Annotated in this window: 34 protein-coding genes; 7 read left to right on the forward strand and 27 right to left on the reverse strand. The window is 68.1% G+C overall.

Annotated elements, in window-relative coordinates; translation table 11 throughout:
• Positions 1-62: 62 nt before the first annotated feature.
• The 11 genes from terL to ACFWIW_RS10790 form a co-directional block, all read right to left on the reverse strand.
• Positions 63-1,502 (reverse strand): phage terminase large subunit, encoded by a 1,440-nt coding sequence (gene terL / locus ACFWIW_RS10740; RefSeq protein ID WP_378368223.1) that lies wholly within the window; start codon positions 1,500-1,502, stop codon positions 63-65.
• Positions 1,499-2,272 carry a hypothetical protein gene (locus ACFWIW_RS10745; protein ID WP_378368224.1) on the reverse strand — a complete coding sequence of 258 codons (774 nt, stop codon included), beginning with the start codon at positions 2,270-2,272 and terminating at the stop codon, positions 1,499-1,501. The genes terL and ACFWIW_RS10745 overlap by 4 nt, the downstream gene beginning before the upstream one ends.
• A 99-nt stretch (positions 2,273-2,371) precedes the next feature.
• Complete coding sequence (locus ACFWIW_RS10750) at positions 2,372-2,977, reverse strand: hypothetical protein (protein ID WP_378368225.1); 606 nt, start codon at positions 2,975-2,977, stop codon at positions 2,372-2,374.
• Positions 2,978-3,428: 451 nt separating this feature from the next.
• A complete protein-coding gene (locus ACFWIW_RS10755; protein WP_378368226.1) occupies positions 3,429-3,752 on the reverse strand; it encodes a hypothetical protein in 324 nt (107 codons plus the stop codon).
• A gap of 6 nt (positions 3,753-3,758) precedes the next feature.
• Positions 3,759-4,160 (reverse strand): hypothetical protein, encoded by a 402-nt coding sequence (locus ACFWIW_RS10760; RefSeq protein WP_378368227.1) that lies wholly within the window; start codon positions 4,158-4,160, stop codon positions 3,759-3,761.
• A 26-nt stretch (positions 4,161-4,186) separates the two neighbouring features.
• Positions 4,187-4,393, reverse strand: a complete 207-nt coding sequence (locus ACFWIW_RS10765) for a hypothetical protein (RefSeq protein WP_378368228.1) — start codon at positions 4,391-4,393, stop codon at positions 4,187-4,189.
• Positions 4,390-4,776: a hypothetical protein gene (locus tag ACFWIW_RS10770; RefSeq protein WP_378368229.1), complete on the reverse strand. Its 387-nt coding sequence runs from the start codon at positions 4,774-4,776 to the stop codon at positions 4,390-4,392. Before ACFWIW_RS10770 ends, ACFWIW_RS10765 begins: the two co-directional genes overlap by 4 nt.
• A 182-nt stretch (positions 4,777-4,958) precedes the next feature.
• Positions 4,959-5,183, reverse strand: coding sequence for a hypothetical protein (locus ACFWIW_RS10775; protein ID WP_378368230.1), 225 nt, complete (start codon positions 5,181-5,183; stop codon positions 4,959-4,961).
• Complete coding sequence (locus ACFWIW_RS10780; RefSeq protein WP_378368231.1) at positions 5,180-5,473, reverse strand: hypothetical protein; 294 nt, start codon at positions 5,471-5,473, stop codon at positions 5,180-5,182. The genes ACFWIW_RS10775 and ACFWIW_RS10780 overlap by 4 nt, the downstream gene beginning before the upstream one ends.
• The gene (locus ACFWIW_RS10785) at positions 5,470-5,844 is read right to left on the reverse strand and encodes a hypothetical protein (protein WP_378368232.1); all 375 of its coding nucleotides are present in this window, start codon (positions 5,842-5,844) and stop codon (positions 5,470-5,472) included. Before ACFWIW_RS10785 ends, ACFWIW_RS10780 begins: the two co-directional genes overlap by 4 nt.
• On the reverse strand, positions 5,837-6,040 hold the full coding sequence (locus tag ACFWIW_RS10790) for a hypothetical protein (RefSeq protein ID WP_378368233.1): 204 nt from the start codon (positions 6,038-6,040) through the stop codon (positions 5,837-5,839). The genes ACFWIW_RS10785 and ACFWIW_RS10790 overlap by 8 nt, the downstream gene beginning before the upstream one ends.
• A gap of 142 nt (positions 6,041-6,182) precedes the next feature.
• On the opposite strand from ACFWIW_RS10790, the gene ACFWIW_RS10795 reads away from it, so the two are divergent.
• The 7 genes from ACFWIW_RS10795 (at position 6,183) to ACFWIW_RS10825 (ending at position 9,477) form a co-directional block, all read left to right on the forward strand.
• Complete coding sequence (locus ACFWIW_RS10795) at positions 6,183-6,533, forward strand: DUF6011 domain-containing protein (protein ID WP_378368234.1); 351 nt, start codon at positions 6,183-6,185, stop codon at positions 6,531-6,533.
• 57 nt (positions 6,534-6,590) lie between these two features.
• Positions 6,591-6,809 (forward strand): hypothetical protein, encoded by a 219-nt coding sequence (locus ACFWIW_RS10800; RefSeq protein ID WP_378368235.1) that lies wholly within the window; start codon positions 6,591-6,593, stop codon positions 6,807-6,809.
• Positions 6,810-6,961: 152 nt separating this feature from the next.
• Entirely contained in the window at positions 6,962-7,291 is a 330-nt protein-coding gene (locus ACFWIW_RS10805; protein WP_378368236.1) for a hypothetical protein, read from the forward strand.
• Positions 7,292-7,396: 105 nt separating this feature from the next.
• The gene (locus ACFWIW_RS10810) at positions 7,397-7,810 is read left to right on the forward strand and encodes a hypothetical protein (protein ID WP_378368237.1); all 414 of its coding nucleotides are present in this window, start codon (positions 7,397-7,399) and stop codon (positions 7,808-7,810) included.
• Positions 7,811-7,902: 92 nt separating this feature from the next.
• Positions 7,903-8,541, forward strand: coding sequence for a hypothetical protein (locus ACFWIW_RS10815; RefSeq protein ID WP_378368238.1), 639 nt, complete (start codon positions 7,903-7,905; stop codon positions 8,539-8,541).
• Between the two features lie 122 nt (positions 8,542-8,663).
• A complete protein-coding gene (locus ACFWIW_RS10820; RefSeq protein WP_378368239.1) occupies positions 8,664-9,194 on the forward strand; it encodes a hypothetical protein in 531 nt (176 codons plus the stop codon).
• Positions 9,195-9,219: 25 nt separating this feature from the next.
• Complete coding sequence (locus tag ACFWIW_RS10825; RefSeq protein ID WP_378368240.1) at positions 9,220-9,477, forward strand: hypothetical protein; 258 nt, start codon at positions 9,220-9,222, stop codon at positions 9,475-9,477.
• Positions 9,478-9,522: 45 nt separating this feature from the next.
• On the opposite strand, the gene ACFWIW_RS10830 is transcribed toward ACFWIW_RS10825, so the two are convergent.
• The 16 genes from ACFWIW_RS10830 to ACFWIW_RS10905 all read right to left on the reverse strand — a co-directional run bounded on the left by ACFWIW_RS10830 (position 9,523) and on the right by ACFWIW_RS10905 (position 17,433).
• A complete protein-coding gene (locus ACFWIW_RS10830; protein WP_378368241.1) occupies positions 9,523-9,819 on the reverse strand; it encodes a hypothetical protein in 297 nt (98 codons plus the stop codon).
• The gene (locus ACFWIW_RS10835; RefSeq protein ID WP_378368242.1) at positions 9,816-10,418 is read right to left on the reverse strand and encodes a hypothetical protein; all 603 of its coding nucleotides are present in this window, start codon (positions 10,416-10,418) and stop codon (positions 9,816-9,818) included. Before ACFWIW_RS10835 ends, ACFWIW_RS10830 begins: the two co-directional genes overlap by 4 nt.
• Positions 10,415-10,822 carry a hypothetical protein gene (locus ACFWIW_RS10840; protein WP_378368243.1) on the reverse strand — a complete coding sequence of 136 codons (408 nt, stop codon included), beginning with the start codon at positions 10,820-10,822 and terminating at the stop codon, positions 10,415-10,417. Before ACFWIW_RS10840 ends, ACFWIW_RS10835 begins: the two co-directional genes overlap by 4 nt.
• A complete protein-coding gene (locus tag ACFWIW_RS10845) occupies positions 10,819-11,352 on the reverse strand; it encodes a hypothetical protein (protein ID WP_378368244.1) in 534 nt (177 codons plus the stop codon). Before ACFWIW_RS10845 ends, ACFWIW_RS10840 begins: the two co-directional genes overlap by 4 nt.
• Entirely contained in the window at positions 11,313-11,609 is a 297-nt protein-coding gene (locus ACFWIW_RS10850; RefSeq protein ID WP_378368245.1) for a helix-turn-helix domain-containing protein, read from the reverse strand. The genes ACFWIW_RS10845 and ACFWIW_RS10850 overlap by 40 nt, the downstream gene beginning before the upstream one ends.
• A complete protein-coding gene (locus ACFWIW_RS10855) occupies positions 11,606-12,649 on the reverse strand; it encodes a hypothetical protein (RefSeq protein WP_378368246.1) in 1,044 nt (347 codons plus the stop codon). The genes ACFWIW_RS10850 and ACFWIW_RS10855 overlap by 4 nt, the downstream gene beginning before the upstream one ends.
• Complete coding sequence (locus tag ACFWIW_RS10860) at positions 12,646-12,891, reverse strand: hypothetical protein (protein WP_378368247.1); 246 nt, start codon at positions 12,889-12,891, stop codon at positions 12,646-12,648. The genes ACFWIW_RS10855 and ACFWIW_RS10860 overlap by 4 nt, the downstream gene beginning before the upstream one ends.
• Positions 12,892-12,976: 85 nt before the next feature.
• The gene (locus tag ACFWIW_RS10865) at positions 12,977-13,240 is read right to left on the reverse strand and encodes a hypothetical protein (protein ID WP_378368248.1); all 264 of its coding nucleotides are present in this window, start codon (positions 13,238-13,240) and stop codon (positions 12,977-12,979) included.
• Complete coding sequence (locus tag ACFWIW_RS10870; RefSeq protein ID WP_378368249.1) at positions 13,237-13,656, reverse strand: RusA family crossover junction endodeoxyribonuclease; 420 nt, start codon at positions 13,654-13,656, stop codon at positions 13,237-13,239. Before ACFWIW_RS10870 ends, ACFWIW_RS10865 begins: the two co-directional genes overlap by 4 nt.
• Before the next feature lie 50 nt (positions 13,657-13,706).
• Positions 13,707-13,895: a hypothetical protein gene (locus ACFWIW_RS10875; protein WP_378368250.1), complete on the reverse strand. Its 189-nt coding sequence runs from the start codon at positions 13,893-13,895 to the stop codon at positions 13,707-13,709.
• A complete protein-coding gene (locus tag ACFWIW_RS10880) occupies positions 13,892-14,269 on the reverse strand; it encodes a hypothetical protein (RefSeq protein ID WP_378368251.1) in 378 nt (125 codons plus the stop codon). Before ACFWIW_RS10880 ends, ACFWIW_RS10875 begins: the two co-directional genes overlap by 4 nt.
• A complete protein-coding gene (locus ACFWIW_RS10885; RefSeq protein WP_378368252.1) occupies positions 14,262-14,957 on the reverse strand; it encodes a hypothetical protein in 696 nt (231 codons plus the stop codon). The genes ACFWIW_RS10880 and ACFWIW_RS10885 overlap by 8 nt, the downstream gene beginning before the upstream one ends.
• Positions 14,950-16,191 (reverse strand): hypothetical protein, encoded by a 1,242-nt coding sequence (locus ACFWIW_RS10890; RefSeq protein ID WP_378368253.1) that lies wholly within the window; start codon positions 16,189-16,191, stop codon positions 14,950-14,952. Before ACFWIW_RS10890 ends, ACFWIW_RS10885 begins: the two co-directional genes overlap by 8 nt.
• Positions 16,188-16,436 (reverse strand): hypothetical protein, encoded by a 249-nt coding sequence (locus ACFWIW_RS10895; RefSeq protein ID WP_378368254.1) that lies wholly within the window; start codon positions 16,434-16,436, stop codon positions 16,188-16,190. Before ACFWIW_RS10895 ends, ACFWIW_RS10890 begins: the two co-directional genes overlap by 4 nt.
• A complete protein-coding gene (locus tag ACFWIW_RS10900) occupies positions 16,433-16,570 on the reverse strand; it encodes a hypothetical protein (RefSeq protein ID WP_378368255.1) in 138 nt (45 codons plus the stop codon). Before ACFWIW_RS10900 ends, ACFWIW_RS10895 begins: the two co-directional genes overlap by 4 nt.
• A 587-nt stretch (positions 16,571-17,157) precedes the next feature.
• A complete protein-coding gene (locus ACFWIW_RS10905) occupies positions 17,158-17,433 on the reverse strand; it encodes a hypothetical protein (RefSeq protein WP_378368256.1) in 276 nt (91 codons plus the stop codon).
• Between the last annotated feature and the right edge of the window lie 24 nt (positions 17,434-17,457).

The raw sequence follows: 17,457 nt of genomic DNA on the forward strand, positions 1-17,457 counted from the left end.
GTCGAGGGCCCTTCGGCTGACCGCCAGTCCCGAAACCAGCGCCAACCACTGCACGCCGGAGCCTACCGCCCGCCGCCGCCAAGTCTGCGGAACCGCGGCCGGACCGCGGACACGAGCAGCCGGTTCAACGCCTGCGACATCGTGTCCACCTGGTCGTCCTTGCTGCCGTTGGGGAACGCGGCGCACTCCTCCACGAAGTCACCCACCCACGGGGCGAGCTCGGCGTCAGGAAGGAACGTGTTCCCCGACTCCACATAGGACGACACCGCCGCGACACGCGCGTCCTTGGACTCGGTCGGGCTAACCGGGATGATGCCGCCCACCGTGGTGTTCAACTGCGCGATCACTGCGGTGCCGTTCGCCTTGTCCTCCACGAGTTTCGCGTGCGCCGTCGGCCATTTCGCGCACAGCGCCAGCATCGCGCGGCAGGTCGTCGGGAAGTCCATGCGACCACGCACCTGATCGAGCAGAAAGGCGTCCGCACCCCGGCGCCCCCACACCTGCCCAACGACGAAGTCGGCTTTCTTGGTGTCCTTGAACGCCATGTCCCACGACTGAATCACCTCGTCGAACCGGGACGGCAGCATCGACCCATCGTCCTGCTCGACCCATTGAGGCGCGCTGTAGTACTGCCACCACCCGCGCTTGAGCATGTCGCCGTCCGCCGGGGACGGTCGGCCTTGGTAGAGCGCGTTCCACACGCGCGCGCCGACATCGGATTCGATCGCCTTCCACTCCTCGGCGGTTCGGCCGCGCGTGGACTCCAGGTACTCCCCCGGTTCACGGCCGAGCGGGTCGTCCTCACTCTCTGCCTGGGCGGGGATGTTGAGGAGTTCCCAGCCGCCTTCGCCGTCGAGGAGCCGCCCGGCGATGTCGTCCTCATGCCACCGCGTCAAGATCATCACGACAGGGGCGGCCGGCGCGAGCCTCGTACGGGCGACGTTCGTCCACCAGTCCCAGCACGCCTCGCGGTAGGTCTCCGAATCGGCCTGGGCCCGGTCCTTGATCGGGTCGTCGATGATCAGCAGATCGACGGCGCGACCGGTGAGCGCGCCCCCGATACCGACGCTGTACACGCCGCCCTCATGACCGTCCAGCTGCCACTCGTGCGCCGCCGACGTGTCACCCCGCACCTTCAACCCGAGCTCCGGATGCTCGGCGATGTCGTTACGGATCTGCCGACCCCACCGGCGCGCCACACCCAGCTCGTACGAGGTGATCGCGATCCGCAGCTCCGGGTTGCGCTTCAGCATCCACGCCGGAAACCGGCGCGAAACCCGCTGGCTCTTCCCCTCCTGAGGCGGCAACGAGATGATCAGCCGCTCGATCTCACCCGCGGCGACCGCGGCGAGCTTCTCGTCGATCAGGTCAAGCGCCTTGGTCTGCACGTTCGCTGGGTCCACCGTGGACGTGAACTCGCCCAGCGTCTGCGGTGGACGCTCAGCCTCGGCGGCCTGCTCTTCGAGCCGCTGCGCGGCGAGCAGCAGCCCGTCCACGGTCACACGACCTTGAGGTGCCGCGCCGCGGCCATCTTCGCCGGGCCCCGGGCGCCGGCGGGGATTCCGGCGACGTCGAGCGCGGCCTCGATCGCGCCGAGGACCAGTTCGGCCTGCCGCTCCGCCAGCCGGACCTGCCGTTCGGCGAGACCGGCGGCGATGGCCTTGGCGGAGAAGTTCGCGCACCGGTCGCGTTCGTCGGCTTCGAGCTTGGCGAGGCCGCGGATGGCTTCGCCGGTGGCGTAGATGCGGCCGTCCTTGGTGTCGGCGTAGGTGTTGCCGATCAACGCGGAGACGCCGCCGGTGGTGAAGATGCGTTCCAGATCAGCGCGGGCGGCCTGGAGCCCGGGGGCTTCGGGGAGCTTGTCGTCGCGTGGTCCGGGTTCGCCTTCGATGAGGAGCTGCTCGGCGTCGAGTGCGGCCTGGAGTCGTTCGGCGGCGTCGAATGCGTCCGAGAGCAGTCCGGAGTACAGCTCGGCGCGGGCGGCGGACTGCGACACGAGGCGGAGGAGAACTTCGCCGGGTTCGACGGTGCTGTCACCGAGACCCCAGTTCATGAGTTCGGCGCGCACGGCGGCTTTCGCACGGACTTGCGGGGCGCGGCCGCCGTGCGTCCAGCAGACGGTGCCGCCGGTGATGGCGTGGTTCTCACACGGCCGGTCCAGGATGTTGCCGTCCTCGTCGCGCATGATGTTGCCGTCGGCGTCGCGGATCTTCGAGCGGCCGGTGCACATCGGGTTCGGCGCAGACCCGCGGGGCTTCTTCCGTTCCACCATCACGCACCGTCCGATCTGCCGCTGGTGTCCATGCCGCCATTGTCACCCGGGACCGCTCGAACGCGACAGAGCAAACCCGAAACGCGATACTATGCCGCGCTAGCCGCGCTTCGCCAAGACTGGCAGCTCGTCACCCCTGCGCGACCAACGATTCCCCCGCATATCGGTGTACTCGTATCCAAACACCACGCCCCGTTGAATCATCGAAGCCAATTCAGTGTTCAGATTCGGCATGTGAGGCTTGGACTCGAAGTCTGTGTTGTACGGTGGCAACATCGGCATCAAGATCTGAATAGGTGCCATCTGAACCACGCGAGGATGATCCTCTCCCGGTTCGTAGTAATTCGTAACGAGAACATCGGTTACTGGCTCGGGGCCGCGATTGCTAATCACTAGAGACTGCCCGCCTTCCGTTCGACTCGTGATGAACGTGGCACGCACGAAGTCCTGGTGCGCATCAGCCTCCTCTCGGTGAACCGTCTCGCGCCTTGCAATATCGAGTGCCACGAGAGCGGCAGCGAACGCCCCAAGCCCGCCGACCCACTGACCCAGTCCGGCCCAGTCACCGGGACCGAGCCACTCTCGGAAGCCGAACATCGCGAGGATGCCGACCGTGGCCCCCGCGGCGAGAAGCCATCCGCGGGGGCCGATGTTCTTGAACGTGTCGCGAATCAGTTTCACGAGCGCCGCCGTTTCGACTGCCATTTGCCGATCAGTTTCGCAAGACCACGCCGGCGTCTGGGTTCGGCACCGACATCCCGCCGAGCGAGCCGTTGGAACTCAGTCCAGCATCTCAGGTCAGCCTTGTACGAAGGATCCGCCAGTCCCTTGGTGACTTCCATGGTGAAACGCCGATACTGCTCAGCAGTGTCTGGGGCACCGACGAGGCTAATGTGTCCCCATGCCTCCAGCAGAGGCTGAACGTTCCGGTTTTCCTTCGCCGTGTTGAGAATCTGCGCAGAGACACGGATACCGTTGGCATATGCCTCCTGTTGCCTGTCCTCGCGTCTGAGCTGCCTACCTCGCACGGTAGTGATCATCGACGCCGCGATGGCGCCGCTCATACCGAGAGTCGCGCCTATGAGCGCAGCTGTTGCCGCGTCCATGTTCTACCGCCTTTCTGGTAGGTCATCTAGACAGTGGGCGCCAGGGCAGTTCAGGACTTGGACTTGTCGTCCTCGCGCCGCAGCTTCTCCGCAGCGATCCACGCCAGCGTCTCGCGGTAGAGGTTCTCGCCGCCGGGATGGGGAACCGGCTTCCACACAATGCCGCGCTCGTCGCAGATCTTCTGCACCAGACGTTCGGCGTTCCGCGTCTCGAACCGCTTCTCATGTTCGCCAGCGAGCGCGATCCAGTAGAGCGCCGTGCTCCTGTTGAAGTCGTACTCCCAGCGCCACGAGAGCGCACCGATGTCCTGTAGTTTGTCGAGAGTGTCACCCAGATGCTGCTGACGCGAGATGTGATAGGGCCGTCGAACCATTGCTGGTCACGACCTCTCCGTGTCCAACGCCCACGGGCCACCGTTGGTCCGTCGGAACACCAGGAAACCTGGGTGCGACGCCGCAACCATCCGGCGGGCATTCGCCAAACCGGGCTCGTGTACCCCCGCCTCGATAGTGGGCTCGGTCGCGCCTGACGGGCCGATGCCGTATTCGTTGGTGTCCGCTCTCGCTTCGAGCATGAGGTTGAAGTCGTCGTACTCTGCCTGGCAACCGCCGCAGAAGTCCAACCAGCGTGAGCCCGCATCGGTCCCGATGACCTGGGCCGCGGTCGCCGGTTTGGCGCAGCGGGCGCAGGAGTGGTTCTCTTGTGCGCGCTCGTTGACTGCAGCTTCTTCGACTGCATCAGCCGCACTCGGCAGCAGGGTGGGGTTGACGGTGATGGTCATGAGGAAGTCGGTTAGTCCGATCATTGTCACCACATCTCGGGTTCGGGGTCGTCGGGGTCACGGTCGGACGTCGGCGAGTTGAGGAGCGCCTCATGCTCCTGCTCATACCGCGCGATCTGGTCGTCCTCCGACTCGTCCTCGTCGTAGTTGAGTCCGACAGTCATCGCGGCGTCGTCCTCGGCTTCAGCTGCCGCCCAGAACTCGCGGTCGGGTAGCTCGTGCTCAGCGCTCATTCCTGACTCTCTGGCTTCCGGGGTTCGTGCAGGTACGGTTCGATCTGCGCGTAGAGCGCGGCCGGGTCAGCCGTATCGCGCTGCTTCCACATCGGGCATTCGTCGTCGAGGTCTTCGTTGTCGATCACGCCCTTGGGCTCGCCGTTCAGCCTGACGAGCCAGCCGTCGACGTCCACCAACTCGGTGAGGTCGAGCCGCACTTCGGGCGAGTCCGCGACGAAGTCGCCTCGGTAGTCGCCGCGCGCGATCCGGCCCGCGAGCACGCGGAGTTCCTTGGCGTCCTCGTCCGCGCCCCAGGCGCTCGGCAGTTGGGAGATCTCCCCAAGGACGCGAGCAGCAAACTGGGCGTTGGTCTCGCCAGGACGGCGAATCGCGTTGACCATCAGCGTCTCCCCTGCTTGTTGGGTCCAGATCGGTAGAAGTCGCGCCCGACGATCAACCTGTTACGCGCTCACAGTCACGGCAGCCTCTGCGCTTCGATCACGGTCCGGCAGCCGGGGCAGAGGATGCCGCCCGGTCCGGCCGGCTTCTCGCCGCACTTGTGGCAGATGGGGGGCGGTCTCGGTCACTTGTGCTCCTCACTGGTTCGGGCCGACGGAAGCGCGGGCAGCGCCTTCGCCACGTTGGCCAGGATGGTTGGCGCGGCCTTCCGCAGTCCTTCGCCGTACTGCGCCATGGACAAGCCGATCGCCGCCATGTTGCGGCGCAGGCCCTCGACGGCGCCCGGGTCGAACTTCGGCATCAGGTCGGCGAGGTTCGTGATCGTGGGGCGGAGCTGTTCGTCGCTCACGGCGTTTGGCTTTTCTGTTTGCCTTCAAGGAACTTGCGGCGGGTCTCGGCGCGGATCTCGGTCTTCGCGCGTTCCCACCGTTCCCGCTCGGCCTCGATGGCGCGCTCGACAGGGCCGGGGACCTCTTCGACGACGTAGTCCTCGATCGGCCTGTGAATGTGGCCCTGTAGGTACCAGTCACGTTCAGCCTCGGTGCGGGCGTAATGCGGCGACGGGTTCGTGCCCATGTGGGCGCGGATCTCGTCACGGATCCGGATCACCCACACCGTCGATGGCTCGTCGTCGCTCATGACTTCCGGCGCTCCTTGTGCTCGTGGTACTCCTCGATCAGCTCGTCGAACAGCTTGTCGAGGTAGGCACGCCTGTCCTCATCGTCACCACCGTCTTCCGGTTCCACGGCTAGCTCTTTGACGACCTCCGGAGGCATCGCCATCGCAGGACCGGACGGCACCTTCACGGTAACTCGGACGCCCGCTACCCGATCGAAGGCGATGACGTAGCCCTCGGTGTCGTCGTCCGGGCCGTGCAGAATCTCACCCCGCGCCACGCAGTTCCGCGCGATCCTCAAAGCCTCGTGGTAGGTGACGTCGCGTAGTCCGATCGCGACCGGGAATTCCTTGGCGGTGATGTAGTAGGTCTGCCGCTCGTCCAGGTCAGGCACCGTCCGCCTCCTCGACGGGAGGCGCCGGCGGGCGCGCGGGGAGTTTGACGCCTGGGCGGCGGAGGAACCAGCCGATCATCTGGTTGATGGCCTTGGCGCGGTCGAGCCCGACGGCCGCGGCGGCGTCGCCGAGGTCGGACCAGTCGTCGTCGGCGATGCGGACTGATCGGTGTTGTGTCTTGGGTGCGTCGGGCATCGGTCTCCCCTGTCGGGTGTACGTACGAGTGGTGAGGGTACGCGCACTCTTGGTGTACGTACAGATTGGTTCGATTCCCCCCTTGCGGTGTACGTACACCTATGCCTAAGGTGTACGTACACCAAGAACCACGGAGGCCCCGATGACCAGCACCACCGCCACCACCACCACCCGGTGCACCCGCTGCGGTCGCGTCCTCCGCTCCACTACCTCGATCGCCCGGGGTTACGGCCGCACCTGCGGCGCCCGGATCGCCGCCGCCGCAAAGCTGGCCGCCCACAAGCCCGCCCAGGTCGAAAAGGCGGTCGAGCTGATCGCCGACGGCGGCCTGGTCCTCGTCCGTCGCCGCCGCACCCCGGTGTTCGCCGTCGTCGCGTCGAACGGTGTCGACCGGTACCTGACCGCCGCGCAGGCCTGCAATTGCAAGGCCGGGCTCCGGGGTATCAGCACCTGCTACCACCGCATCGCCGCCCAGCTCGTCACCGCCGCCTGACCGCACCGCCCCCGGCCGGGGGCATCTGCTCCACCACCATGCCGAACGGAGAATCCAATGGCCGCCGCCGCTTACGACAGGCTCAGCCCTCGGGACCAGCGCGCGATCGAAACCGCAGGTCGATGCCTGCTCGCCCAGTGGGACGAGCGACCGGCGCCGACGTTTTCCGAGGACTTCAGGGTCGCCGTCGCGGACGCACGCGCCAAGCGAGCTCGTGACCTGAAGCGGATCGATGACGAAATTTTCGCGAAGTACGGATACCGGTTCGACGACTAGCCGCTCGGCAACACCCGCCCTGCTCGTCACCGCCTGAGTTGTCGATCTTGGTCGGTGTCGATCTTGGTCGACACCGACCCGACCCGAAGTACTTTCCGCGCAAGATATTTCCCTTCCTGACCCGACCGTCCACACCAGACAGGAGAAACGCCATGCAGACCACCGAGTACGCCGGATGCACCGCCGCCCAGTTGGACGCCTTCGTCGCCCACTTCGCCGACCAGTACAAGAACGCCAAGCACGACCGGAACGGGCGGCCCGCGTACGTGCGGTACGTGGCGGTGACCAGCCTGCACGCGGTCGCGCTGGAGCTGAACGCCCGCCGGAATGCCGTTGCCTGGATGTTCGAGATGCCCGAGCCATACACCGCCGACGAGCTGTCCAGGTCCGAGCCCCGAGAGGACAAGCGTCCCCGGTCGCTGTGGGACCTGCCCATCTTCGGCGCGTTCTGGAAGGCCGACGGCGCCGACCTCGGCCGCTGAACACCCAGCCCTCGCAGCGTGTAGGCGCCGCCGGTTCATGGCCGAGCGGGGGCACTCGAAAGTCTTTCTCCCGCAAGATATTCCGATTGGAGCCCCACTATGCCCATGTCCACCGACAGCCTCACCCACCGCGCGGCCGCGCTGGTCGACGAGATCGCCATGGCCGAGCGCGAAGGCTGGTCCGCCAAGCGGATCGCCGAGCTGACCGCGACCCGGCAGGAGGTCCTCGACGAGCTGCACGAGCGTGCGCACGCCGACGACGTCCTGCGCTCCATCCGTCACCTGGAGGACAGGTCGCTCCGGTCGATGGCCGCGTTCGCGGAGCTGATCGACCAGAGCTCCCCGCGCACGGCGATCGCCATCCGCGTCGTGCGGGAGTTGCTGCACAAGCGGACCTATTTCGCGGACGGCGTGTGGCACTGCAACTGCCACGCGGCGGAGAACGCGCAGCCCGCGCAGAAGCCGCAACACGGCAAGGGTTGCTCGTGCTGCGGCGCCGGGTTCGCGCAGTGGCGGTGATCCTGCGCCGCTGAGCCGAAACACCCCGCACGCACGCGGGGTGTCGCCGGAATCGTGACCGGCCTGACGATGGCTCCCTGGAGGAAACCCTTATGAGCGAACGATACGAATGGCACAAAGCCGCCACCGTGGCCGTCACCGGCCAGCCCGCCGCCGAGATCGACGACGACGACATGCCCGGGTACTCGGTGTGCATCGGCGACCCGTCCGCGTCCGCCTACGTCGTGACCGGCACCGTGCCCGAACTCGTCACGTTCGCCGACACGGTCCGGCGCGCGGTGCGCGGGCTCGCGGTCGCGTACCTGACCGAGGAGCTCGGCGACGCGCTCAACGCGCTCGACGAGCCGGACGACGAGCCGATCCGGGTCGACGACGCAACGCTGGTACGTCACCTGCGGAACCTCGCTGCCGAGGCGGACGACCGGCTCGCGGACATCGATGACCAGGCCGAGGACATCCGGGTCCTGTTGCGTGGTCTCGACTCGGCGACGCTGTCGGTGCTGTTCGACCTGACCGACGGCCGGAAGCGGTGGATGGTGCTCGCCGAGCTCCAGGATCGCGCGGCGCACATCAACGCCGAGATCGACGCGTCCCGCGAGTCGTACACGTCGATGGACGAGCGGACCCTGCACAACTTCCGGCGGTTCTACGAGGCGCAGGAAGGCGACTGGCTCTCGGCCAAGCGGGCGCGGATGATCGCGGCCGAGCAGGACCGGCGCGCCGCACGCTGAGCCGAAACACTGCGCGGCCCTCCCCCGCGCGGTGTCCGGGGAATCGAGACCCCGCTGACGATGGCTCCGATCCCGTCAGGATCAATCGCGACATTCGCCGACTCTCCACATTGGACTTCACCATGCCTCCACGCGACCCCGATGATGGGGAGATCGACGACGTCCAGGAGTTCCTGGACACGCTCGGCGAAGTCGAGTACGACGACGTTCTGCTCTCCCTGCTCGGCGACGGCGGCAACCTCGACGTGCCCGGTGACGTCGTAGATCAGCAGCTGGCGAACGCGCTCAGCGGCTGGCGCAACGACGTCGACCGCGAGCCCGTGCGGGACGAAGCCATCGGTCAGAAACACCCGGCAGGCGGCGAATGGCCGCCCGCGATAACAGGAGGAACAGTGTCCGTACAGGACGACGCAGCCCAGTTGAGGAACATCGCGCCGGGCGACCACGCGCGCTCGATGGCGGCCGAGGTGCGCACCGACACCGAAGCCAGGATCGCGGCCGCCGCCGTGGCACTCGGCGAGGGCCACGCAGGGATGCAGACCATCCAGTCGGCGGCCGGTGCGGTCACCGCCGCGGTCGACGCGCTCGAAGGCGCACTCGGCATGTTCACCGACGCGATTAACCAGGTCGCGGACAACGTCCAGCGGGGCTGAACCCCCGAGCAGGGAGGAAACCCCTTTGCCTGTATCAGAATCCGCCGCGCAGCTCAAAGCCCTCGGCGCGGACATGCCTCTCCAGGAGCAGCAGGCCGTCACCACCCGGCTGGAGCAGTACGGGGCGCAAGTGTCCGAGCACCTCGGGAGCGGCCACCTCGGGGCCGGACGCATCCAGGAGGCCATCAACAAGGCGATGAGCCTGTCGAGTGACGTGTTCGCCGCCCTGGAGAACATCACCCAGGTCACCAACGAAGTCGCCGACAGCGCCATGCGCGGCTAGTGCGCAGCAGAAGGCCCCCGGCATCACGCCGGGGGCCTTCGTCGTTCAGTCGGTGGCCAGCTCCGGCGCGCCGGGCGACAGGACGTTCACGTCGAAGGGAAGCAGCTGCCCGCCGTAGAAGTGGACCCACACCGATCCGCCTGCTTGAAGCTTCTCCAGGTCGCCCGGTTCCAGCACGCACCGAGTGGAGAGGACCGGCATGCCGCCGAACGACGCGAGGCGCCGGACGCATACCTCGGCGGCGAGGATGTCGCCGCCGAGTTCGTGGCCGGGTGGCGGACCGACGACGATTCGTTGCGAGCCGGGCAGGATCTCGTCGTCCGGGATTGGCCCCGGCCTCACGCTGTCACCTCCTGGGCGAGGAGGTGTTCGAGGAGGATCGCGCCGAGGGACTCGCCGCAGTCGCCGGGTTCGGGGATAAGCCACACCTGTGTGTGCTCGTGCATGGTGTAGTCACCGCCCTTCCAGCCTTGGAACGTGGTGCCGAGCGCCAGGCGGGCGCTGTCAAGCATGTCCTTCACCGGGACGTCGTGCGTGATCTCGAACGCGAGATCCATGTAATCACCGCGGTAGGACTGCGGCCGGTGGAATCCGGTCCGGATCCGTTTGTCGGGGTGCGTCTCGTGTTCGCGTTCGAGGCGGGCGATCAGGTCGGCGAGTCCGAGGTGCTCCGGCCGGGGTGTGCTGGCGGGTGGCGCGGTCTCGCCGGGCGGGGCCCATCCGAGCTTGAGCAGCGCGGTCCGGGTGCGGTCATCGACCCGGACCGCGGCCTCGAACTCGCTCTCCGCCACCAAGAACCGAACCTCAGCCTGAGCCTCGGTGCCGCCGCCGGCTTCGGTGTGGACGGTGAGTCGGGTGATGGTGTTGGCGATGTCGAGATCGTCGACGACGACACTGCCGTTGCCGTGCGAGCCGAGCTTGATCTTGGCGGTGGGTTTCACTGCGTTGTCCCTTCGGCAAGGTCGAGTTCGGTACGGAGGCAGTGCAGGCGTTCGGGGGTCCAGCAGCCGGGCATCGGCGCGCGCTCGGCGAGTTGCCGTTCGGGGCTGTCCTTGGGTGCGCGTTGCGCGAGGTAGAGCAGCTTCAGCCAGATCGCGTCCACCCAGACGGTGTGATGCGGGTGGTAGCCGCCGACATGCTCGCGTGTCCGATCCGGACAGCCGACCTCGATGAGCGGGTACGAGTAGCGTCCGATGAGCAGGTCGCAGCCCTTGTGCCCCTCGATGCCACGGAGCACAACGGCTTCGGCCAGTTCGCGGCCGTTGGAGCCGGAATGGAACTCAGGGTGCTCGATCACGATGGCCGGGTCGTGGGACAGGCACAGGATCCGGTACATGCTGCTCATCGGGCGCGCTCCAGGGAGATGAAGTTGCAGTCGTAGCCGTGGCTGCCAGTCCACTGCCAGATCCGGACACAGGTGATCGTGAGCCGGTCGCCGGGTTTCAGGCCGGCGGCGCGGGTGTCGAGCACTCCGTACTGCTGATCGTTCCCGGTGAACTTGACGACGAACTTGTCCTGCATGGTGTTCTCGCCTGCTGCGACGAGCCGGGAGTCTACGGTCTCAACGACACCGGCAACCGGGGTCCAGTGATGGTATTCGTGCTTCCACGGGTACATGCCCCACCACGTGAGCGCGAGAACAGCCGCGGTCACGACCGGCGCAAGCCACGACAGGCGGACCGCGAACGTGGCGTCCTCGCGTGCGTGCTTGCCGCCGAGCGTCCACGCTTCGCGGGTGGCGTCCATCTCCGCGGCTTTGAGAGTCTGCTGCGCCGCGTACCGGCGCAGCATCACGAAGATGGCGACCAGGGCAGCCAGCGCGAGCGGGACGAGGATCATCGTGGCGATGGCGCCGCTGGTGAGTTCGGATTCCATGGTCTTTTCTCCTGGGGGCCGGTGTGTGCCTGGTCGACGAGTCCGATGTGGACCCGGGCGCCGATGGCGGTGGTGTAGCGGTCGAGGGTGGACATGCGGAAGTCGTTCCATCCGGCTTCGAGCTGCCACACGGCGCTGGCGTCTATGCCCATGCGGCGCGCGACTTCGGCCTGCGATAGTCCGGCTTGGGTGCGGAGTTCGGCGAGCCACGCCCCGACGCCGGAGTCCTTCCGGCGGCGGGGCTTGCTGTCGGTCATCTGGCCCACCGGCGGAGTCGCCGCCAGATCCGACCGACGATCGACCGTCGTTTTCCAGCGGGTGGGCGTCGTTTAATGACGGGCTCGGCGGTGGCCTCGGCGAGGACGACGTCACGGTGCAGCTCGGCGGGCGTGGCCCGGGCGGGGTGCGGGAAGGTTCGCGGTGGCAGCAGCATCCGCTGCATGGCGCTGTCCATGAGCTCCTCCACCGGCGGCAACGGCGGGCGTGGCGGCACCAGCTCGACGGGCTGAACTGGTCGCCACCGGTACGGCGTCGAGTCCTCGACCAGGTCGACGATCTCGACCGGCACTCCCCAGATCGTGGGGTCGGGTTCCCACGGTGCTCGCGGCGCGGCATTCCGGCGCACGATGGCCAGCTGCTCGACGGTGAGCTTGATCGGGTTCGGCGGTGCCACGGTCTCGATCCGCTGAAGGGTTTCGACGAGGTCGTCGAGCGTGACCTCGGGTGCGCGCAGCGGAGGCGGCGCCGTGGAGGCGTCGAGTCCGACGCCGTCGAACTGACGACACAGGTGGGCAAGCGGGTCCATGCCCAGCGGTTCGTAGCTGGGCGAGATCGTGCAGTGGTCTCCCTCCGCCTTCGTGATCTCGGCGTCGAGGAACCGCCGGAACGCGGCCCGACCGCGCGCCGCGATGTCGTCGAGGGACAGCACCGTGACGCCGGTCGAGTCCTCGTCGGCGGCAGCCCGGATTGCGGCGGCGAGCTCAGGTCGGACGCTGTCGTGCGCGGCGGCGAAGTCGGCGTGGTCGAGGATCTGGCCGAGGCGGTCGAGCATGCGCTCGCCCTCGGCCCACGGGCTGGGCGCCGGCAGTGTCGGTACCGGCGGCAGGGCAACGGTTTCGCGGTCGGGTTGTTCGGCGAGGAGCCAGTCCTGCCGGGTGAGCGGGGTGAGCGGCTGGAGCTGCACGACCGCGCCGAGCTCGCGGTGTTCGAGGCATTGGCTGGTTCCGGCGAGCGCGACGTGCGGGCAAGGTTTCGTCGCGTCGCGGCTGGACTGCTTGTCGCAGTAGCGGATCGTCATTGGCCACCTTCCTTGATCAGCCACGCGTCGCGGACGTTCGCGAGGGCTTCCTTGAGCAGGGTGTCCATGAGCCGGAGTTCGCGGCGGCCGGTGCGGGCGAGGAATTCGGGGGCGACGCGGTCGAGGTGGACGACCTCGCCGCGTTCGCCGTCGACGTACTGCACGGTGTAGCCGGAGGCGGGCATCGGGATGGCCGAGTCGCCGGGGTGCTCGTGCGGGTGGATCACGTTGGGGTCGGTCACTTGCTGCCTCCGGTCTTGGTCGTGGTGGTCTTGGCGCAGGTGCATGTCATGTGCGTGCAGCGCGGGCACGGGATGGTCGCGGCGTTCACGTGGCCTCCAGCACGGTGGTGATGGCGGTGACGGTCGGACACGGGTAGGGGATGTCGTCGTAGCTCTCGGCCCGTTCGCTGCACCCGACGCAGGTTCCGTCGACCGACTCGTGCTCGCGGTGGATCTTGAGCACTTCGCGGAGCGCGTCGAAGGCTTTCGGTGCGCACTCGTCGCGGGTGTTGCCGGTGCCGATGTTCGGGTTGAGCTCGAACCACCGGTCTTGTGCGGCGTAGGTGTCGACCTGCTCCAGGGCGGTCACAGGAGCACCAGCCGTTCGCCGGACGGCGCGACCGCGACGGCCTCGCAGAGTTCGATGAGGCAGCCGGATGGTTCCCCGATCTCGGCGATACGTTTGGTCGCGGTCACGACGACGACCGCGGAGTCGTCGGTCCACATGCCGGACTCGGTGATGGCGTCGAACACCGCGCGGATCAGCTTGTCGAGGTCCGGCTTCTTCGTCGCGGCCGGGGTGGGGCGGGTCTTCGGTGTGGACTTCGGCCGGGGCAGCACGAAGTCGAGCCGGATGTCGACGGGTCCGTCGAAGTGGGTCCGAGGTGCGCCACCGAAGTCGTCGAGCAGGGCGTCGCGGACGTCGGCGCGCCACGTCTTCTGGCGGGCCTGGTTGTCCTTGACGATGATCGGGCGGCCGGTCTTCTTGTTCGCGAAGGCTTTCACGGAACCTTGCGGTGCGGGGGTTCCGACGACGAATCGGGTGAAGGTCTGGGTCATTGCGGTGGCTCCGGGGGTTGCTTGGCGTTGACGGCGATGTAGGCCATGGCGTAGGTGATCTGGTCGGACCAGCCGAGGAAGAGCAGGGCGGCGATGGCGCCGAGGAACCAGGCGCCTTCGCGGGCGAGCTCCTTCACGTGCGCGAGGTCGACCTCTTTCGTGGGCTGGCCGGGGTCGAGGGTCACCGCGGTCCCTCCTCACGGGTCTTGATGTCCCAGCGGATCCCGATCGGCTCGCGGTGCCCGTGCTCGGGGACGTTGGCCTCGGTCATGGACTGGATCTGGAAGTCGACCGGCACCGGCAGGTTCGCGGCCTTCGCGATGAGGTCCGAGTAGGCGATGTTCGTCAGCAGCAGCCACGCGTCGCTGAGCACCATCCGCGCGTACACGGTGTCGTCGAGGATCAGCCGGAGGTCGACGTCCCGGTAGTCGGCCCGTGCGTAGACGGAGCCGACGAGGTACACCGGCCTGTCGAAGGCGTCCACGATCGGGCGGCAGGCCCAGTCAAGGCGGTAGAGGTCCGGCGGGCTGAGATAGTTCGCGCGCTTGCGGTCAGCCATCGGTCGCCTCGGGCTTCGCGCGCATCGCTTCGGTGTGGGTCTTGCAGAAGTCACCGTCGGTGGCGGTCGCGATGCACAGGCCGCCCCGGTCCGGCCCTGTGCCGGGGATGATCTGGTACTGGCACTGCTTCGCCACGTCTTCGCCACTGTCCACAGCGGACGGCGATGTCGGCTCGGCGGGCTGGTCGATCTTGAGTGCGCGGCCGAAGTCCTGGATCGCAGCCTTCGCTGTCACCCACCGATCGGGATCGTCTGCCGCGCCCACGTCGGCGATCGCGGCAGCTGCAGCCCAAGTCAGCTTCACCGCGTCGAGGCGGGCCTGCAACTGGTTCCGCTCGCGTTCGAGCCCGTTCCGTTCGCGCAGCGCCTTGTCCCGCTGCATGGTGCGCTCCCGGAGCTGCCTGTCCCGTTGCTGATAGTCCGTGAGGTGCTCGGATGCGAGCCGGAGGGCGTCGAGGTAGGACTCGTGGAGCTCGTCGACGCGGGCAGCGAGCGGCGCGTCGTCGGGCAGGTCGGAGTCCAGGCCGTGCAGGGCGTGGCGCACGCCGTGGTCGAGCTCGGCGTGCAGCCACAGCAAGAGGTCCCGCTCGGCGCAGATCCGGCGCATCTCCTCGCGGGCGTCCTTGAGGTGTTCCTCGGCGCTGTAGCGCGGGCGTTCGGCGCCAGCGGTTTCGATCTGGTCAGCCACGGCCGGCCTCCAGGTCCTTGATCGGCTGGCCGTCGCGGAACGCGGTGTTCCCGATGACCTGGTCGGCGGCGCACGGGACGATGCCGGGACCGTCGCAGCCCGTGCAGCCGTCGGCGTGCTCCGTGTCCGATGTGGACTCCTCGATGTCGTCTTCGTCGGGGAGCACGCCGTGTTCGCGGGCGACGTCCGCACCGAGTTCGGCACCGAGCAGGGCGGCGTGGACCTGCTCCCGCTCGCGCCGCTCACGCCCCGCTTGGTCCACCGCGGCCTGCCACTCCTTCGCCGTCAACGACTGGATCTCCACGCCTGGTCCGTCCCAGCCCTCTTGCTCGGTCAGCTGAACTGCGACGGCGTAGCGGGCGATGTCGCCCGTCGCCGACTGGACGGCCACTCCGGCGGGCACGGTGTCGTAGGGAAAGAACACCCGCCGGGCGGGCGGCAGCTCGCCGCCGACGATGGCGCGGATGCGGCGCAGCGCGTCGGCGAGATGGTCCGGGCCGGTCGCGTACAGGCCGAGCGGGGCGAGCACGGCGCGGATCTCGCGGACCCGCGCGTCCTCGGTATCGCCGTCCGGCGCGGGTTTCATGAGCAGGCCGAGGACGTCGAGACCGCTGGCGGCAAGCGACGCACGACCCGGGCCGCCAACGAAGTGCTTCAGGTACGCGGCGACCAGTGCGACGGGGCTCTCGTCGTCCGGTGCGAAGTCCTCGCCCGACACGTCCGGCAGCGGCGGCCGCCAACCGGCGGCGAGGATCGCGTCTGCAACCTCCATCGGCGGCCGGTTCCAGGCGCACCCGGCCGTGTCGACGATCAGCGCTTCGAGATCGGCCCTGATTTCGCCGCTGCCGTTTCCGGCACCCGGGGACATCGGCGACCCTGTCTCAGGCGCCACAGGAGCCACAGGAGCCCCGGGAACAACGGCCTGTGCATGATCGTCCGGCCCGGATGTCAGCCCGCCGTGGTCATGATCTTGGACGGCGTCGAGTTCGTCCGTGAGCTTCCGGGCGGCATCGAGGATCACGTCGCCGGTGCCGGGTGCGGGGAGTGCGAGGGCGTCGAGGTGGGCGAGGACGGCGTGCGCGGTGGCGATCGAGGCGGCGACGGTGACGAGTGCGGCGGCTTGCTCGACCGTCGCGTGCTCGCCGGGCTTCGCGGATTCCGGCAGGACCTTGAGCGCGGCTTCGGCGCGCTCGATGAAGTCGCGGGCCTTGGCGTCGTGGGTGGGCTGGTTCACGGGTTCTCCTGGCTGGTGGGGGTTTTGCGGCTGTCGTGGTAGCCGCGGAGCTGGCGTCGGCCGCCTCGGCGGTGGCTGGCGGCGGTGCAGGGTTGGCGCGGTGCGGCGTGGCAGTGGGGGCATTCGCGGAGGAGCGGGCTGGTGGCGAGTTCGTCGGGGAGGTCTTCGGCGGCGACGAAGCCTTCGCCGGGGAGGTCCTGCCAGAGCCCGGTGCGGAGGTTCGCTCGGCCGCGTCGGCGGCTCATCCGGTGGCTCGCTGGGTGGCGGGTGGCCGGTGGTCGCAGGGGCCGACGGTGCCGTGGCGTTTGCCGTCGGGGTGCCAGCGGCGGCCGTCGGCGTCGCAGAACGGGCAGCCGCGGATGGCGGCGTGGGCGGCCATGGCGTGCTCGGTGTCCCAGGCTTCGGCGGCACGCCGGGCCCCGGCGCAGCGACCGCAGGGCGGCGGCTGGTCGTCGTTTGCGTGTTGGGGGCAGCGGGTTGGGGGGCGTTCGCGAGCTCGCGCGTTGCTTTGGTGACCCTCCCTACCCAAGTCCCCTTTAGGGGACTGGGATAGGGATAGGGAGTCGCGAACCTTCGGCGAACGTTCGCTGTCTGTTCCGTTGGACGTTCGTGGCTTGTTCGGGCGAACATTTCCTGAACGGACTGCACGCATCCGGTCTCGCGCCTTCCGCCTCTCGTCCTCAATGGACGATGCTGAGCGCTGCGTCTCCAGCCAGTCATGGAACCGGTAGCCCGGGATCCCGGCACGCTCCTCGCGCAGCCACAGACCCACCCTCACCAGGGTCTCTGCGAGCTTCTTTCCGCTCGGCCAGGACTGCACCCAGTGCAGCGGGACCCAGCCATCGGTGAGGTGTGACGGGTTCATCGAGTACGCGCCGGCCATCGCCCAGAGGCCGAGCGCGGCGGGCCCGGCGGCTCGCATCTTCGGGTGTTCTGGTGCGGTCTCGGCTACGCGGAAGTCGGGCATCAGGCAGCCCCTTTCGTGCTCGTGGGGTGCGCCGCGAGTCCGAGTCGGGCTCGGATGCGACCGGTGGTGTAGGTGGTCATGTGGGTGTGCGTGGCGATCTCGACGTCGGTCCAGCCGTCCAGCCACAGCTCGTAGACGAGGTGATCGCGCTCGTGGGTGGCGAGGATCTCGGCGGGGAGTTCGCCTTTCCAGCACGCGAGTTGCACGTTCGCGTGGGAGATGGGGGCGGTGTCCGGTCGTGTGAGGGGCGGGAGTCGTTGGATGCGGAGCGCCATGCGCACCTCCTCGTCGGTGTTGGT

It is taken from the genome of Amycolatopsis sp. NPDC058340 (assembly GCF_042723975.1).
GTDB lineage: Bacteria > Actinomycetota > Actinomycetes > Mycobacteriales > Pseudonocardiaceae > Amycolatopsis.